Origin of the sequence: Bradyrhizobium sp. 192 (assembly GCF_023100965.1) — a bacterium.
GTDB lineage: Bacteria > Pseudomonadota > Alphaproteobacteria > Rhizobiales > Xanthobacteraceae > Bradyrhizobium > Bradyrhizobium symbiodeficiens.
In genome coordinates, this window is sequence record NZ_CP064690.1 from 5,282,581 (window position 1) to 5,298,511 (window position 15,931).

Below are 15,931 nucleotides of genomic sequence, written 5' to 3' on the forward strand. Positions count from 1 at the left end.
ATCAGCCGGGCTGGCCAACTGGAACCGCGCGCGACTGCGCCTGCGCAGATTGCCGCGAAGCGAGCCGCTCCACCTGCATAACGGCGAGCATCAGCACGACGATTGCGACCGCCTGGTGCGACAGCGCGAGGTCGATCGGCACCTGGTTGAGCAGCGTGAGAATGCCGAGCACCGCCTGCAGGCTCACCGCCGCGAACAGCGAGAGCGCGCCGCTCGCGGCTGCACCTGCGCGCGACCGCACCGCGTCAATCGCGTGGAGCGCGGCCAGCGCAAACAGCGCATAGGCGGTCATGCGGTGCTCGAACTGCACCGTCAGCACGTTGTCGAACATGTTGCGCCACCACGGCGTCTCGAACCACAGCCGCTCGGCCGAGGGAATGAACGCGCCGTCGATCTGCGGCCAGGTGTTGTAGGCGCGCCCCGCGCGGAGGCCCGCGACCAGCGCGCCGAAATAGATCTGCACGAACGTCACGACGAGCAGCAGCGCGCTCGTGAATCGCAGCCGCGCCGATGCTGCAATCTGCGGCCGCTCCTTGAGCCGTCGCACCGTCCAGACGATGCCGGCGAAGATCAGCAGCGCGAGCACAAGATGCGTCGCCAACCGATATTGCGATACCTCGACCCGCTCGGTGAGGCCCGAGGCGACCATCCACCAGCCGACCGCGCCCTGGAGCCCGCCGAGGGCGAACAGCAGCCACAGCCTGCGCTTCAATTCACCGGAGAGGCCACCGCGCCACAGGAAGAACAGGAACGGCAAGAGATAGGCGACGCCAATGAAACGGCCAAGCAGCCGGTGGCTCCATTCCCACCAGAAAATCTGCTTGAACTCGGACAGGCTCATGCCCGCGTTGAGCTCGCGATATTGCGGGATCCTCTTGTAGGCCTCGAACGCCTCGGTCCACTGCGCCTCCGACAGCGGCGGCAGGCTGCCCGTGACCGGCTTCCATTCGACGATCGAGAGGCCGGATTCCGTCAGCCGCGTCGCGCCGCCGACCAGCACCATCAGCGCGATCAGCGCGGCGACGGAGATCAGCCACCAGCGCACGGCGCGATGGGGGTTGGACGGGGCGGAAATCGGTGTCATTTCGGGAGCAAAACCAAGACTTGAAGGCTTGAACCGGACTGCGCGCCCCTTATAGTCCCCCGCTCCCGCAGCGCAAGTTACGCGAAAGCCGCTCATAGTCCGCCATGACGATCCGCACCCGCAAGTTCCTCGGCGCCATCCTGCTCCTGATGCTTTGCACCGTCTGGGCCCTGCTCGGCATGGCGGCGGCGCAGATGCCGTGGATCGCCGAATCCGGCTGGCGGCAGGCGATCTATTACGTGGTGGTCGGCCTGGGCTGGGTGCTGCCGGCGATGCCGATCGTGAGCTGGATGCAGCGGCCTGATCGCGTCAAATCTAATTCGTAGCGCTGCCCGTCGGCTTCACCGGCGCAAAGGCGAGGCCTGACACCAGCACACGCAGCATGCGCAGCGAGCGCACACGGCCGTCCCAGGAAATCCGCGGCAGCGCGCGCAGATTGGTCCGCCCCTCCGCATCGACGATACCTGATATCGTCGACACCGCGCTGGCAAGGCCGGCTTCCTCTGCCATCACGACGTGACTGCGCCGGAAGGAGGCGCGATCGCCGAACGGAAAGGCGAAATGACCCACCTCGCGGCGGAAGGCGGATTCGGCGACGGCCTTGCCCATCGTCATCTCGCGCAGCGCCGCACTGTCCTTCATGTTGGCGAGCACGGGATAGTTCACGGTCGCGCTGCCGATCGTGACGAGCGGATCGGCGGCGAGCTTCGCGAGATCCTCCCAATCCATCGACGCCTCGCGCGAGAGCGCGGCAAGATCGATCCGGTAGCGCGTACAGAGATCGGCGATCGCCGCCGACAGATCCGCCGGCGACAGCGAGCGCAGCCAGCGCTCGAGATGCGAAAACAGCGCCTGTTTCTCGGCACTGTCGGTGACGACGAAACGCTGCTCCTTCTCGCCCATCATCAGGCTGATGCGGCTCTCGCGCGCAATCACCTGTTCGAGCCCGAGCCACCAGGCCTGTGCGACGCCATCAGGAAAAGCGGTGGGCACGTAGATCGTGAAGGGCACGGCGTGATGCGACAGCACCGGATAGGCGAAGTCGATCAGATCCTTCGGCGCACCGTCGAAGGTGAGCGCCACGAAACGCCGCTGCTCCGGCAGCGTCACGGCGCGGCGGCAGACCTCGTCCATGCCGAGAAACTCATAATTCCAGCGCTTCAATGCGCGAATGGCGCGGTCGAGAAATCGTGGCGTGATCTCGCTCGCGCGCAGCGGCTGAAATCCGCCGCGCCGGCGCGGACGCACACGTTCAAAGCGCAGAATGGCGCCGGCACCGCGACTGCGCAGCGCGGCCTGGCCGGTGAACCAGGCCAGCTCGAGGCGCAGCCGCTCCAGCCAACTGTCGTCGGATGCCAATATCTTGACCCTTCGCGCCCTCGAGCGCCCGTTCCCTCTCCATTGTCCTTACCCTTTGTTGACATTTCTTTGCAAAGGTCGGCCACCGGCCGAATTACGTCTATTTTGATTTCTCGACAGGTTTCGTGAATGACCATGGCTGCGGCGATGCAAAGCCGGACGGCAGAAGCGCCAGCGCGGTCGAAAGCGAGCCGTATCGCGCATGTCGATATCGTCACCGATCTCGGCGCCGCCGAGGCCGTCTGGCGCGCCTTCGAGCAGCCCGGCCATCTCTTCACGCCCTATCAGCGGTTCGATCTGCTGAGCCCCTGGCAGCGACTGGTCGGCGAGCGCGAAGGCGCGCGCCCCTTCGTCGTCATCGCCCGCGATGATGATCACAGGCCGCTGCTGCTGCTGCCGCTCTCGTTGCGCCAAAGCCACGGCGTGCACACGGCCTGCTTCATGGGCGGCAAGCATACGACCTTCAACATGGGCCTGTGGAACGCCGCGTGTGCCGCGCAGACCGTTGCCGCCGATCTCGATACGTTGTTCGCGCCGCTCCGCGAGCACGTCGACGTACTCGTGCTGACGCAGCAGCCGCAGCGCTGGCACGGCCAGCAGAACCCGTTTGCAGCTCTGCCACGACAGAGCCCGATCAACGGCTGTCCGCAACTGGTGATGGAGCCGGGCGGGCCGCCGGCATCGCGTATCAGCAATTCCTTCCGCCGCCGCCTCAAGAGCAAGGAAAAGAAGCTCCAGGCGCTCGCCGGCTATCGCTATCACCTTGCCACGTCGGACGCGGACGTCACCCGCTTGCTTGACTGGTTCTTCCGCGTCAAGCCGGTGCGGATGGCAGAACAGAAGCTCCCGAACGTCTTCGCCGAACCGGGCGTCGAAGAGTTCATCCGCAGCGCCTGCCTTGCGCCGCGCGGCGAAGGCCGCGTCATCGACATCCATGCGCTGGAGTGCGACGACGAGGTGATCGCGATCTTCGCCGGCGTCGCCGACGGCGAGCGCTTCTCGATGATGTTCAACACCTACACGATGTCCGAGCACGCCCGTTACAGCCCCGGCCTGATCCTGATGCGCTATATCATCGATCGCTACGCCGAGCGCGGCTACCGCTCACTCGACCTCGGCATCGGCTCGGACGACTACAAGCGGATGTTCTGCAAGGACGACGAAGAGATCTTCGACAGTTTTGTCCCGCTGACCTCGCGCGGCAGGCTCGCCGCGATGGCGATGTCATCGCTCAGCCGCGGCAAGCGGCTGGTGAAGCAGAACCAGATGCTGTTCGACCTGGCCCGACGGCTGCGGCAGGCGTTCGGGTAAATCTGTCCACGTGCGCCGATATCGTAGGGTGGGCAAAGCGGCTTGTCCGCCGCAGCTCGCAGAGCGAAGGCGGAAGCGTGCCCACCAATTCGAAGTGGTGGGCACGGCGCAAGTGCGCCTTTGCCCACCCTAAGATATCGAGCCTGCGGATAGAGGATAAGAACTAAGCCGCCACCACGCGCGGCGCGTCAACCGCATTCGACGGCTGCACCGGCTTGCTCAGCATCGTCACCTCGCTGAAGCCGACCGCCCTCAGCTGCTCGCACATCAGCGTGCGCGCATCGCTCGCCATCGACGCATCCGGCACTACGACGGCGCGGGCATGCGCTGTCAGCAGTTCGGCCGGGAGGTCGGAGGCGCCGCCAGCGTCGATCAGCACGTGATCATAGGCGCGCAGCAGCGCGTCGATGGCGAGCGTCACCCGCGGCGATTGCAGCACGCTGCGGTCGAAGCCGGGACGGCCGGCCATGACGAGATGCAGCCGCGACAGCTTGTCCTTCGTGATGATTTGCGCGAACGACGCCTCACCCTGCATCAGCTCGGCAAGGCCGGGCGCCGAAGCATCGACGGATACCGCGGCAATCGTCGGCGAGGACGCGGCGAGATCGACCACGACGACGCGGGCCTCGCGCGCCAGATGCCGGGCCAGCGTCAGCGTCGACAGTGTAATGGCTTCGCCGGAAGCGGTGCCGAGCACCGTGACCTTCTTCGCCGCAGCACCCGCGGCGCGCAGGCTGTCGGCCAGATTTTCGATCTCGGTGAATTCGGTGACTTCGGCATCATCGGTCATCTCCGGCTGAAGCGGCGCCAGCTCCGCCGTGACCGGATCTGCGATCGGTTCGATCTCCGGCTGAACGACCGGCTGGGCAACCGGTTGGACAACGGGTTCCTGGCGCAACGGCGCCTGCGCTTGCACCGGCCTGAGCGCGGCCACCGCGCGCGGCGCGGTCTGGCTCAGCAACTCGCCGGTGACGACGACGCCGGACGAAAGCAGCAGCGTTGCGATCGTCGCGATCAGCACGATCGGCAGCTTCTTCGGATAGGCCGGCGTGTTCGAGACGACGGCGCGCGAGATGACGCGGCCGTCGGTCGGCGCGGTGTCGATGGTCTCGCGGGTATTGGCCTCGCGATACTTGGCGAGATAGCTCTCGAGCAGATCGCGCTGCGCCTTTGCCTCGCGCTCCATCGCGCGGAGCTGGACGTCCTGGCCGTTGGTCGAGGTCGCCTGCTTCTTGAGCTGCTCGAGGCTCACGGTCAGGCCGTCGACCCGCCCGCTGGCGATGCGCGCGTCGCTTTCGAGCGACCGGGAAATCTTGGCCGCCTCGTCGCGGATTTGATTGTCGAGGTCGCCAAGCTGGGCCTTCAACTCCTTGATCCGCGGGTGGTTGCCAAGCAGCGTGGACGACTGTTCGGCGAGCTGCGCGCGCAGCGTTACCCTTTGCTCCGACAGCCGCCGCATCAATTCGGAGTTCACGACCTCGGACGCCTCGATCGGCTTGCCGCTCTGGAGCATCTCCTTGATCAGCCGCGCCTTGGATTCCGCATCCGCCTTCATCGAGCGCGCATTGTTGAGCTGGGTGTTCACCTCGCCCATCTGCTGGTTCGACAACGTGGTGTTGTTGGTGCCGATGAACAGGCTCGACTTCGAACGGAAGTCCTCGACCCTCGCCTCGGCGTCGGAGACCTTCTTGCGTAAGCTGTCGATCTCGCCGGAAAGCCACTGGCTGGCGTTCTTGGCCTGCTCCTGGCGCACGCCCTGCTGGAGCACGAGATAACCGTCCGCGATCGAATTGGCGACGCGTGCGGCAAGCTCCGGATCGGCGGACTGAAATTCGACCACGATCACGCGCGACTTGTCGACGGCGTAGGCCTGAAGGCGATCGTAATAGGCGTCGAGCACGCGTTCTTCGGGCGTCATCGAGAACGGATCGCGGCCGATACCGATCATCGCGGCCAGCGACTTCAGCGGCGAGATGCCTTGCAGGACCGGATCGAACTCGGGGCGTTCCGCGAGCTTGTTCTTCTTGATGATCTCCCGCGCCAGATCGCGCGACAGCACGAGCTGCACCTGGCTGGTGACGGCCTCGGCGTCGAGCGCCTGCCGTTCCTCGCTGCGGTCGCTGCTGGGTCGCAAGAACACGTTCTCGCGGCCGTCGATGAGGATGCGCGATTCGGATTTGTAGCGCGGCGTGACGAAATTGACGATTGCGACGGATGCGACGAGCGCCAGCACCGTCGGCACGATGATCCAGCCACGCTTGCGCGCCAATGCCGCGCCGAGCGCGTGCAGGTCGATATCGCCGGATTCGACTTGGGCCTGCTTGGTGACGCGCGGCGCAGGCCTGACTTCGGTCTTCTGCTCGATCTTGGGTTCGATCTTGGGCTCGACCTTGACCTCAGCTTTGGGCGCGACTTCGGTTTTGGACTTTGCAACAGCCCGCGCAACAACGGCCTTATCCTTGCCGGCACGCCAGAACGCTAAACGCATCGAACACTCCCGCAGCGCAACGCCACCAAGCTATCTCAACCGGCGCGATTACACTCCATTAAGGTTGCCGCTGGGTTAATCGCGGCATGCGGCGACTTGCGCAGGCGCACTCGTCACCGTTTGTTAACCACGAGACCCCTTAATCCATCTCGATATTTTCCTGGGAATTGTTCCGCATTTGCCGTCGAGCGCTGGTTTTGATTGATGCCCCCCTCTCCTGACCGGCCGCTTCGTATCCTGCACGCCGTGCGTGCTCCGGTCGGCGGCATCTTCCGCCACATCCTTGACGTCGCCAACGGCCAGGTCGACCGCGGCCATCATGTCGGCATCCTCGCCGACAGCCTCACCGGCGGCGAGCGCGCCGACAAGGCGCTGGCCGAGCTCGCGCCGCGGCTGAAGCTCGGCGCGCACCGGCTTGCGATTCGCCGCGAGCCGTCGCCGGACGATGTCCTGGTCTGGCTTCGCATGCGACGCCTGATCGCCACGCTCAAGCCCGACGTCATGCACGGCCACGGCGCCAAGGCCGGCGCGTTCATCCGGATGCGGCGACGCTCCGACGACACAATCCGCATCTACACGCCGCATGGCGGCTCGCTGCACTACCCACTCAACACCTTCAAGGGCGAGTTTTACGCACGGCTGGAGCGGACGCTGATGGACGCGACCGACCTGTTCCTGTTCGAGAGTGCGTTCGCTCGCGACACCTATCAACGCATCGTCGGCACCCCCAAAGGCGTGGTGCATTGCGTCTTCAACGGCGTCACGCCCGAGGAGTTCGAGCCCGTCGCGACTGCCGAAGACGCCACGGACCTCTGCTACGTCGGCGAGTTCAGGCACATCAAGGGCGCCGATCTGCTGGTCGACGCCGTGGCGCGCCTGCACGAGGGCGGCAAGAAGGTCACGCTGACGCTCGGCGGCGACGGCGAGGAGACAGCGGCGCTGAAGGCGCAGGTCGAGAGACTCGGCCTCACCCATGCGATCCGCTTCCTCGGTCACGTCAAGGCGCGCTACGGCTTCTCCAAGGGACGGCTGCTCGTCGTCCCCTCGCGCGGCGATTCCATGCCCTATGTCGTGATCGAGGCCGGCGCGGCCGGCATTCCCATGATCGCGTCGCGTATCGGCGGCATCCCCGAGATCTTCGGTTCCGACAATCCGGCTCTGTTCGCGCCGAGCAATTCCGAAGCCATGGCGGAGGCCATTGCCGCTGCACTCGACGATCCGCAGACCACCGCACAGCGCGCAGTGCTGTTGCGCGAACGCATCTCGGCGCATTTCTCGCAAGCCGCCATGGTCGACGGCGTGATCGCCGGCTATCGCGACGCATTTGCCAATCATTAACCATCCTTAAAGCCCGCTTTAGAGAATCTTCCGATTTGTTCGATAATCCAAGGACCAGGGGATGCCGCCCGGGGCGCCAACGCCATTGGCCCGCGGATGCTTGAAATGGACGTGGACCCGTGGAACCGCTCAACGCACGCTCGATGCTCGATGCCGCGACCAGCGCCGCGGCGAAACCCGCTGACGAACCCTTCGTGGAGCGTCGCCGCCGGCTCTCGCCCGCAGCCCTCGACGTCGTCAACCAGAAGGTCTCCCGCGCCTATTCGCCGATCGTAATCACCGGATTCGTCCGCCTCGCCGACTTCACGCTGCTCAGCCTCGTCGGCATCGCGCTCTATGTCGGCTATGTCATGCAGCTCTCCGGCTTCAGCTGGGTCTATCCCGCCGAGGTCATCGCCGTATCGATCGCAGCCGTGGTCTGCTTCCAGGCCGCCGACATCTATCAGGTGCAACTGTTCCGGGGGCAGCTCCGGCAGATGACGCGGATGATCTCGTCCTGGTCGTTCGTCTTCCTGCTGTTCATCGGCATCTCCTTCTTCGCCAAATACGGCAGTGAAATCTCGCGGCTGTGGCTAGCCGCCTTCTACTTCCTCGGACTCGCCGCGCTGATCGCCGAGCGTCTGGTGCTGCGCTCGCTGGTGCGCGGCTGGGCGCGCCAGGGCCGGCTCGACCGCCGCACCATCATCGTCGGCTCCGACAGCAATGGCGAGCAGCTGGTCGAAGCACTGAAGGCGCAGGAAGATTCCGACATCCACGTGCTCGGCGTGTTCGACGACCGCAACGACAGTCGCGCGCTCGACACCTGCGCCGGCGCCCGCAAGCTCGGCAAGGTCGACGACATCGTCGAATTCGCCCGCCGCACCCGCGTCGATCTCGTGCTGTTCGCGCTGCCGATCTCGGCGGAGACGCGCATCCTGGAAATGCTGAAGAAGCTCTGGGTGCTGCCGGTCGACATCCGCCTCTCCGCTCACACCAACAAGCTGCGCTTCCGGCCCCGCTCCTATTCCTATCTCGGCGAGGTGCCGACGCTCGACGTGTTCGAGGCGCCGATCACCGATTGGGATCTGGTGATGAAATGGCTGTTCGACCGCGTCGTCGGCAGCCTCGCGCTGCTCGCGGCCCTGCCGGTGATGGGGCTGGTGGCGCTGGCGGTGAGGCTCGACAGCCCCGGCCCGGTGCTGTTCCAACAGAAGCGCTTCGGCTTCAACAATGAGCGCATCGACGTCTACAAGTTCCGCTCGATGTACCACCATCAGGCCGATCCCACCGCCTCCAAGGTCGTGACCAAGAACGATCCGCGCGTCACCCGCGTCGGCCGCTTCATCCGCAAGACCAGCCTTGACGAGCTGCCGCAGCTCTTCAACGTGGTGTTCTCCGGCAATCTCTCTCTGGTCGGGCCGCGCCCGCATGCGGTGCAGGGCAAGCTGCAGAGCCGGCTGTTCGACGAAGCCGTCGACGGCTATTTCGCACGCCATCGCGTCAAGCCCGGCATCACCGGCTGGGCCCAGATCAACGGCTGGCGCGGCGAGATCGACAATCAAGAGAAGATCCAGAAGCGCGTCGAGTTCGACCTCTATTACATCGAGAACTGGTCGGTGCTGTTCGACCTCTACATTCTCCTGAAGACGCCGATCTCGCTGCTGACCAAGAACGAGAACGCGTATTGAGTTTCTCCGTCATGCCCCGGTCAAGCCAGGCGATGACAACGGGTTTGTAGCGTACGAATAGCGTGAGCATGTAATGGCGTATGCGGCGACTGCCGGTGAAGTGAACTTGGCCGTACCGGCTGCGCCCGGCGTGCTGGCTCTGCAGCGCGCGCTGGTGTGGTTGGTCGGCGCCTCCGGCGCGGTCGTCTTCATCGAGCCGAGCCCCTACGAGATCACGACGCTGCTCGCGGCCGTCATTTTCTTCGCCACCGGCCTGCGGCTGCGGCTGGCGCTAATGCCGCTGGTCCTGATGCTGGTGCTGCTCAACGTCGGCTACACCATCAGCGCGATCCCGCTGTACGGACAGTCCGAGGTGGTGAGCTGGATCGCGACCTCCTGGTACATGGCAGTGACCGTGGTGTTCTTCGCGATGGTCACCTCCGAGGACACTGCGGCCCGGCTCGACATGCTCCGCCGCGGCCTCGTGGTCGGCGCGATGATCGCCTCGCTGCTGGCGATTGCCGGCTATTTCCATTTGGTGCCGGGCGGCAACGACCTGCTCACGCTCTACGGCCGCGCACGCGGCACGTTCAAGGACCCGAACGTGCTCGGCGCCTTCCTGATCCTGCCCGCGCTGTTCTCGCTGCAGAGCGTGGTTTCGGACAAGTTGGGGAAGGCCTTCCGCAACGTCTTCGCATTCGGCATCATGTCGCTGGCGATCCTGCTCGCCTTCTCGCGGGCGGCCTGGGGCGGCCTGGTGCTGACTTCCGCCTTCATGCTCGCGCTGATGGTGCTCACCAGCCGCACCAACGCGCAGCGCTCGCGCATCATCGTCATGGCGATCGTCGCCGCCGTGCTCGGCCTTGCGCTGATCGCGGTGCTGCTGTCGTTCGATTCCACCGCCGAGATGTTCAAGCAGCGCGCGAGCTTCGACCAGAGCTATGACGAAGGCCGCTTCGGCCGGTTCGGCCGCCACATCCTGGGTGCGGAAATGGCGCTCGACCTGCCGTTCGGCATCGGCCCCCTGCAATTCCATCGGTTCTTCCCCGAGGACACCCACAACTCCTACCTCAACGCCTTCATGTCCGGCGGCTGGCTGTCCGGCGTGTGCTATCCCGCGCTGGTCTTCACCACCGTCATCATGGGCTTCAAGCACATCTTCGTCCCTGTGCCCTGGCAGCGTGCCTATCTCGCCATCTTCTCCGCCTTCGTCGGCACCGTCGGCGAGAGCTTCGTGATCGACACCGATCACTGGCGGCACTTCTGGATGATGCTGGGCGCGATGTGGGGCATGATCGCGGCCGCGCAGATCTATAAGCAGACTAACGACGAGGCTCGCTCAGCTTGAGGTCGGGCTGCTTCTCGGCGGGGTGTCGAACAGGCCCCTCGCCTCGGTCGCCGCGGGCACGCGCTGGTAGACGGCGGCGACCAGCCGATCATGGCCTATTCTCCGATGGCACCTGAGCTTCCACCTCGAACTTCAGCCCGGCGTGATCGACCAGCCGCTTGATCAGCTCGTGTCTGCTGCGCCCGGCCATCGCCCATATCGGGGCACCGCCACCGACGTAACGCGAGGCGAGATATTCGGTATCTCTGAAGGCTTTGACCTGCTGATTGACGGATAGCGCGACGCAGGATTGCCGGAACGAGGGCTGCGAGCAGCCGATCAGTGACGCGGCACCATCCAGGACGTCCGCGGGCATCACGGCTCGCCCGGTCCAAAGAAGGTCGATGATTGCGGTGTCGTACATGCCGCCGGTAGCGGCCCCGACAAGAAGTTTCCGTCAATCCGAGACACTCCGTTACAGCTTGTTACAAATTCATGAGCGCGAGCGACATCCCCGCAAAGTTCACTTGGCAAGATGTTTCCTATCGGGATGACGTTCCCGTACTTCGCCCGCACTATCGATACTGAGAACCAGGCGGGCAACGAATGTGGCTGGCATGCTTATCGTTAGTCGCTGGCCGCAAAGATAACGTGATCAACAAGGATACGAAGAAATATGCGGAAGCTACCTATCTCGATCGCATCAACTCTGGCAGCTCTGTTGACGGCTTCAGCGGCTGCTGCATTTACAGCTCCGGCTGTAACCACTGAGGCTCGCAGTGAGGTCATCTCTGTAGCGAACGGGTGCGGCCCCGGTTGGCACAGGGGCCCCTATGGATACTGCCGGCGTAATCTCGCACCGTACGTCCATGGGCCATACGCGGTATATAGACCATATTATCCGGAGAATTGTTGGATAGCCGCAACTGCTTACGGCCCGCGGAGGGTCTGCGCATGGTAAAGTTGTCGATGACTGCGCGCGTTTACCGGGCGATGACCGTCACACTTGCAAGTCTTGGGTTGCTTTCTGCGGCCTGTGGCAAAGCTGGCGCGAGCCAGGCGGAATTACGTCAAGCCTGTGCGAAGGACGCTCGCACCGTGTGCGCCGGCGTTCGGCCCGGCGGCGGTCGAATCAAGCAGTGCATGGTTCAAAGATTCGATCAGCTTTCCGACGCTTGCAAAAACGCCATGGAGAGCGCTGGCCTGAAACAGTGAGAGACCGTCCGTCCATCAAGCATGACTTTGGACAGGGCCGACATAATCATATGTCGGCCTCAAATCTACGTACCGGCGGCGATGTCGACCCAGGGGTCCCTCAAACCTGATCCTTCGCTCGACGCAAGCTTCGTTGCCCTGCTCGACCGATGCGGCGGTCCGACCGATCCTGAGATGAGAAGCCTCATTCACGGCTCTACTCGCGCTACAGCAGACGAACACGAAAATTTCCTTCTCAACAGCTCCTCAATGAAAATCGGTTCACTGAATGATGGGGCCAACCGCAAGAGCCGGGCGGGTTTGCCTCCGCAGCACAGCGGGACCCTTGCGAGAGAGGGTACATGAAAAGATTCCAGAATTGGCCCTTGAGCGCATCCTCCGCACTAACCTTCCTGACTATCAGCGTATCCCTCGGAGGAGCATATGCGATAAGCGGGTCGTTCTTTGGGAACGTCAGCGTTTCCGATCTTCGAAGATTCGGGGGAGTAACTATCGATGATCTCAGAGCCTTGGAACTATGGCGGATTCCAGTATCGCAGTTGCTGCACGCAAGAATGCTACATATGTTGTTCAATGCTTTATGGTTGCTTCTGCTGGGTCATCGTCTTGAACGGCGCATCGGATCGCTCAGGCTTCTACTGCTCTGGTTGGTCGCTGGTGGTTTAGCCACTGCGGCAAGCCCGATCGGGGTCGAAGCACCCTGGAATGTTGGGACCGGCGCATCACAAGCGCTCTTTGCTTTTTCAAGTTGCGCGCTCGTGCTGGCCCGTCGGCAGGCGATCGGCCGAGGGTACACTACCGCAGTTGCGTCCACCTATCTGGCGATAGGTCTGATTCTAGATATCGTGACCGCAGGGCATCCGAAGCTTGGCCATCTAGCAGGAGCTCTGCTGGGTTCTCTGCTCGGGGCAGCATTCCTGAACCTGCCTGAGAACCCAACCGAAACGACAAAAGAGACCTAGCCTTCAGCCTCGAACCTCAGCCCGGCGTTCTCGACCAGCCGCTTGATCAGCTTGTGCTGCATCGCCGCGCCCGGTGTCCAGAGACCGGCCGGCACATCGGGCGCATCGCGCAGCAGGCAGACCGCGCATTCGGAGATGATCTTCGCCGTCGACGCATAGCCGGGATCAAGATCACCCTTCACCGCGGCGCGAACCGTACGGCCACCGGGCGCGATCGCCACATAGAGCAGATCATAGTGACCGTTGTCGCGCTCTTGCTTGGACGGCCCCTCGCCGGGCTTGAGCGCTGCGGGGCCGGTCTTGTCGCCATTGGCGGCCATGACGAGCTTGGCGTTGGCCTGCCCTTCGTCCCCCGCTCCCGTCAGCACCATCTCGTCGTAGACGAAATCCCGGCCATAGCGGAATCCCATCAGCATGTTGGAGCGATGGACGTTGCGCGTGTTCAGAAGCGCCATCGCGAACGGAGCGGACCAGGATTGCAGGTCCTCCTCGAAAACAGGCTTGTTGCCGCGCGGCTGCTTGGGTCCCTCGAAGCCCGGCGTGAAGGCAAACGGGTCCTTGAGGATCGACACCAGGCTGAGATCCTGGGCAACCGCTTCGAAGGTGACCCTTGCGCTCGCGGAGGTGCCGCCGGAGAACTTCCAGCTAAGACCGCGGACGCGTCCCTTGACGCGCGGCGCCGGCGCTCCGAACAGGCGCCGGGCCTCCTCCTGCACAAAGAACGTACCGAGCTCGAACGGGATGGAATCGAACCCGCAGGAGAACATGATGCGCGCGCCGCTCGCCTTGGCGGTCGCCTCATGCCTGTCGATCATCTGCTTCAGCCAGATCGGCTCGCCACAGAGATCCATGTAGTCAGTGCCCGACGCGACGCAGGCCGCAAGCAGATCGGAGCCGTAGAGCTGGTAGGGACCGACAGTGGTGACCACCAGCTTTGCCTGATCCACCATCGCCCGCAGCGATGCGGGATCGGCAGCGTCCGCAACGATGAGCGCGGTGTTCGCGGGTGCGCCGATCGCATCGCGAACGGACGCGAGCTTGTCTCTGCTTCGCCCTGCCATCGCCCATGTCGGCGCGCCGTCACCGACATAGTTCGCAGCGAGATATTCGGCGACGAGCTGGCCGGTGTATCCGGTCGCGCCATAGACGACGATGTCGAACTTCGCGGACACGGATGAGGTTTCCTGCAGACCGTCGACCTTACGCTTCCACCGTGAACGTCAGTCCCGCATTGTCCCGCAGCCGCTCGATCAGCTTGTGCTGCATTGCTGCGCCCGGCGTCCAGAATCCGGCGGCGACGTCCGTCGTGTCACGCAGCAGGCAGATCGCGCATTCGGAGATCATCTTCGAGGTCGAGCCGTAGCCGGGATCGCGGTCGCCGGTAACGCCGGCGCGGACCATGCGGCCGTCGGGTGCGATCGCGACATAGAGCAGATTGAAGAGCCCGCTCTCGCGCTCCTCCTTCGACGGCCCCTCGCCCGGCTTCGGCGCGCTCGGGCCGGTCTTCTCGGCATTGGCCGCCATCACGCGTTTGGCGTTGGCCTCACCTTTCTCGCCGGGACCGGTCAGGACCATCTCGTCGTAGACAAACTCCTGGCCGTAGGGAAATCCCATCAGCATGTTGGAGCGATGCACGTTGCGGGTGTTGATCAGCGCCATCATGAACGGGGCGGCCCAGGAATTCAGGTCCTCCTCCATCAGCGGCTTGTTACCCCTCGGCTGCTTCGGGCCGGTGAAACCCGGCGTCAACGCGAACGGATCGTTCAGGATCGCGATCAGGCTGATGTCCCTGGCGACGGCGTCGAAGGTCGCCTTCGCGCTCGCGGCGGTGCCGCCCGAGAGCGTGCCGCGCATGTCGCGCACACGGCCCTTCACGCGCACGGCGGGTGCGCCGAACACGCGTCTGGCCTCCTCCTGGACGAAGAAGGTGCCGAGCTCGAACGGCACGGAATCGAAGCCGCAGGAGAACACGATGCGCGCGCCGCTCTCTTTCGCAGCCGCCTCGTACTTGTCGATCATCTGCCGCATCCAGATCGGCTCGCCGCAGAGATCGAGATAATCCGTGCCGGTGGCGACGCAGGCAGCCAACAGTTCCTCGCCGTAGAGCTGATACGGACCGACCGTCGTGATCACCGACATCGTCCGCTCCGCCATCGCCTTCAGCGAGGCCGCGTCGGACGCATCCGCGACAATCAGCGGTGTGTTGCCGGGCGCGCCGATCGCATCGCGCACGGATTTCAGCTTGCCGAGGCTCCGGCCTGCCATCGCCCATTTGAGCGTCTTGTCGCTCTTGTAATGCCGGGTCAGATATTCGGCGACGAGCTGGCCGGTGAAACCGGTGGCACCGTAGACGACGATGTCGAATTTCGCAGAGCTCATGATCGGCCTTTACTTCTTCGCGTAACTCACGCCCATGCCGGCACGGACGTCACTTTGAATGCCGTAGGGCGGAATCGGGTAGCGCAGGCCGTTCCTGGCCAGCGCCTTCATGCCTTCAACTGCCTTGGCGAGATGGGACGGCTTCAAGGCCATCAGCATCTCCTCGTCCGGCACGCCGCCATAGCGCCGTTCCGCATAGCATGGCAAGGACAGGCTGGGCTCCCCGGTCTTGAGCGCCCGCCCCCAGGAATCCGCGCACGCGGTCTCACCGACCACGCCCCATTCGAACTTCTTGTAGCCGGTATATTGCAGCCCGTTGATCAGGATGATCATCTGCCCCGGCGTCGCATAGACCAGGCAGATGTCGGGCGGATCGAGCCGGCCGCTGGCGAGCGGACTGACGGCGAGCGCCTGATATTGTCCGAACGGAACCACGTCCAGCGCCTCCTGGCGTTTGCGCGCGTCCTCCGCGGTGCCGTGCCAGACCCCGACGTAATTTTCGCCGGCGAGCCATTTCTCGTCCTGCGGCGCAAGCCCGATCACCGCGCGGCATTGTGCGCCGACGAGATCTTCTGAGGTGATGCCGACGGTCCAGCCCAGGCGCGAAGCCATGCTGACGATCTGGTCGGTGGTATGGATCGCGTTCGGCCGCCGGATCTTGGGGATCGCCTCCATGTCCGCGGCGCGCGCGAACAGCTTCATGCCGATCACATTCGTCTTCAGCCGCAGCAGGTTGTTGAGATCGGCGACGAGGCCGCCGAGATCGATACTGTCTGCACTCTGCTGTTGCATTGGCTTCCTCCGGGCCGGCGATCTTGCGCT

14 protein-coding genes are annotated in these 15,931 nt (G+C 64.2%); 7 read left to right on the forward strand and 7 right to left on the reverse strand.

Annotated elements, in window-relative coordinates:
* Position 1 precedes the first annotated feature (1 nt).
* Entirely contained in the window at positions 2 to 1,084 is a 1,083-nt protein-coding gene (locus IVB24_RS24450) for a COX15/CtaA family protein (RefSeq protein WP_094977629.1), read from the reverse strand.
* A gap of 104 nt (positions 1,085 to 1,188) precedes the next feature.
* On the opposite strand from IVB24_RS24450, the gene IVB24_RS24455 reads away from it, so the two are divergent.
* On the forward strand, positions 1,189 to 1,410 hold the full coding sequence (locus IVB24_RS24455; RefSeq protein ID WP_106952597.1) for a DUF2842 domain-containing protein: 222 nt from the start codon (positions 1,189 to 1,191) through the stop codon (positions 1,408 to 1,410).
* On the opposite strand, the gene IVB24_RS24460 is transcribed toward IVB24_RS24455, so the two are convergent.
* A complete protein-coding gene (locus IVB24_RS24460) occupies positions 1,400 to 2,443 on the reverse strand; it encodes a polysaccharide deacetylase family protein (protein ID WP_247769315.1) in 1,044 nt (347 codons plus the stop codon). The genes IVB24_RS24455 and IVB24_RS24460 overlap by 11 nt on opposite strands.
* A gap of 129 nt (positions 2,444 to 2,572) precedes the next feature.
* Here IVB24_RS24460 and IVB24_RS24465 point away from each other — a divergent pair, with 129 nt between their 5' ends.
* Positions 2,573 to 3,754 (forward strand): GNAT family N-acetyltransferase, encoded by a 1,182-nt coding sequence (locus IVB24_RS24465; RefSeq protein WP_247769316.1) that lies wholly within the window; start codon positions 2,573 to 2,575, stop codon positions 3,752 to 3,754.
* A gap of 163 nt (positions 3,755 to 3,917) precedes the next feature.
* Here IVB24_RS24465 and IVB24_RS24470 read toward each other — a convergent pair whose 3' ends face one another.
* On the reverse strand, positions 3,918 to 6,242 hold the full coding sequence (locus IVB24_RS24470; RefSeq protein ID WP_247769317.1) for an exopolysaccharide transport family protein: 2,325 nt from the start codon (positions 6,240 to 6,242) through the stop codon (positions 3,918 to 3,920).
* 204 nt (positions 6,243 to 6,446) lie between these two features.
* Between IVB24_RS24470 and IVB24_RS24475 the strand changes: the two genes are divergently transcribed.
* From IVB24_RS24475 to IVB24_RS24485, 3 genes are all read left to right on the forward strand, one after another.
* Positions 6,447 to 7,580 (forward strand): glycosyltransferase family 4 protein, encoded by a 1,134-nt coding sequence (locus IVB24_RS24475; RefSeq protein ID WP_247769318.1) that lies wholly within the window; start codon positions 6,447 to 6,449, stop codon positions 7,578 to 7,580.
* A 119-nt stretch (positions 7,581 to 7,699) separates the two neighbouring features.
* Positions 7,700 to 9,247, forward strand: coding sequence for an undecaprenyl-phosphate glucose phosphotransferase (locus IVB24_RS24480; protein ID WP_166475267.1), 1,548 nt, complete (start codon positions 7,700 to 7,702; stop codon positions 9,245 to 9,247).
* Between the two features lie 73 nt (positions 9,248 to 9,320).
* The gene (locus tag IVB24_RS24485) at positions 9,321 to 10,574 is read left to right on the forward strand and encodes an O-antigen ligase family protein (protein WP_247769319.1); all 1,254 of its coding nucleotides are present in this window, start codon (positions 9,321 to 9,323) and stop codon (positions 10,572 to 10,574) included.
* 88 nt (positions 10,575 to 10,662) lie between these two features.
* Here IVB24_RS24485 and IVB24_RS24490 read toward each other — a convergent pair whose 3' ends face one another.
* Positions 10,663 to 10,977 (reverse strand): hypothetical protein, encoded by a 315-nt coding sequence (locus IVB24_RS24490; protein WP_247769320.1) that lies wholly within the window; start codon positions 10,975 to 10,977, stop codon positions 10,663 to 10,665.
* A gap of 530 nt (positions 10,978 to 11,507) precedes the next feature.
* On the opposite strand from IVB24_RS24490, the gene IVB24_RS24495 reads away from it, so the two are divergent.
* Together IVB24_RS24495 and IVB24_RS24500 are read left to right on the forward strand one after the other, a co-directional pair.
* Positions 11,508 to 11,768: a hypothetical protein gene (locus tag IVB24_RS24495; RefSeq protein WP_140480004.1), complete on the forward strand. Its 261-nt coding sequence runs from the start codon at positions 11,508 to 11,510 to the stop codon at positions 11,766 to 11,768.
* A 341-nt stretch (positions 11,769 to 12,109) separates the two neighbouring features.
* The gene (locus IVB24_RS24500; protein WP_247769321.1) at positions 12,110 to 12,730 is read left to right on the forward strand and encodes a rhomboid family intramembrane serine protease; all 621 of its coding nucleotides are present in this window, start codon (positions 12,110 to 12,112) and stop codon (positions 12,728 to 12,730) included.
* Here IVB24_RS24500 and IVB24_RS24505 read toward each other — a convergent pair.
* Genes IVB24_RS24505 through IVB24_RS24515 form a run of 3 tightly spaced genes read right to left on the reverse strand, consistent with a single transcriptional unit; the run spans position 12,727 to position 15,901 of the window.
* Entirely contained in the window at positions 12,727 to 13,902 is a 1,176-nt protein-coding gene (locus tag IVB24_RS24505) for a saccharopine dehydrogenase NADP-binding domain-containing protein (protein ID WP_247769323.1), read from the reverse strand. The two genes, IVB24_RS24500 and IVB24_RS24505, sit on opposite strands and share 4 nt — an antisense overlap.
* Positions 13,903 to 13,930: 28 nt before the next feature.
* A complete protein-coding gene (locus IVB24_RS24510; protein ID WP_247769324.1) occupies positions 13,931 to 15,109 on the reverse strand; it encodes a saccharopine dehydrogenase NADP-binding domain-containing protein in 1,179 nt (392 codons plus the stop codon).
* Between the two features lie 9 nt (positions 15,110 to 15,118).
* Positions 15,119 to 15,901: a DUF169 domain-containing protein gene (locus IVB24_RS24515; protein WP_247769326.1), complete on the reverse strand. Its 783-nt coding sequence runs from the start codon at positions 15,899 to 15,901 to the stop codon at positions 15,119 to 15,121.
* Between the last annotated feature and the right edge of the window lie 30 nt (positions 15,902 to 15,931).

Excerpts from the sequence above, each read along its gene's own strand:
- IVB24_RS24450 (WP_094977629.1), bottom strand. The coding sequence starts at position 1,084 with ATGACACCGATTTCCGCCCCGTCCAACCCCCATCGCGCCGTGCGCTGG.
- IVB24_RS24455 (WP_106952597.1), top strand. The coding sequence starts at position 1,189 with ATGACGATCCGCACCCGCAAGTTCCTCGGCGCCATCCTGCTCCTGATG.
- IVB24_RS24465 (WP_247769316.1), top strand. The coding sequence starts at position 2,573 with ATGACCATGGCTGCGGCGATGCAAAGCCGGACGGCAGAAGCGCCAGCG.
- IVB24_RS24470 (WP_247769317.1), bottom strand. The coding sequence starts at position 6,242 with ATGCGTTTAGCGTTCTGGCGTGCCGGCAAGGATAAGGCCGTTGTTGCG.
- IVB24_RS24475 (WP_247769318.1), top strand. The coding sequence starts at position 6,447 with ATGCCCCCCTCTCCTGACCGGCCGCTTCGTATCCTGCACGCCGTGCGT.
- IVB24_RS24485 (WP_247769319.1), top strand. The coding sequence starts at position 9,321 with ATGGCGTATGCGGCGACTGCCGGTGAAGTGAACTTGGCCGTACCGGCT.
- IVB24_RS24490 (WP_247769320.1), bottom strand. The coding sequence starts at position 10,977 with ATGTACGACACCGCAATCATCGACCTTCTTTGGACCGGGCGAGCCGTG.
- IVB24_RS24495 (WP_140480004.1), top strand. The coding sequence starts at position 11,508 with ATGGTAAAGTTGTCGATGACTGCGCGCGTTTACCGGGCGATGACCGTC.
- IVB24_RS24500 (WP_247769321.1), top strand. The coding sequence starts at position 12,110 with ATGAAAAGATTCCAGAATTGGCCCTTGAGCGCATCCTCCGCACTAACC.
- IVB24_RS24510 (WP_247769324.1), bottom strand. The coding sequence starts at position 15,109 with ATGAGCTCTGCGAAATTCGACATCGTCGTCTACGGTGCCACCGGTTTC.
- IVB24_RS24515 (WP_247769326.1), bottom strand. The coding sequence starts at position 15,901 with ATGCAACAGCAGAGTGCAGACAGTATCGATCTCGGCGGCCTCGTCGCC.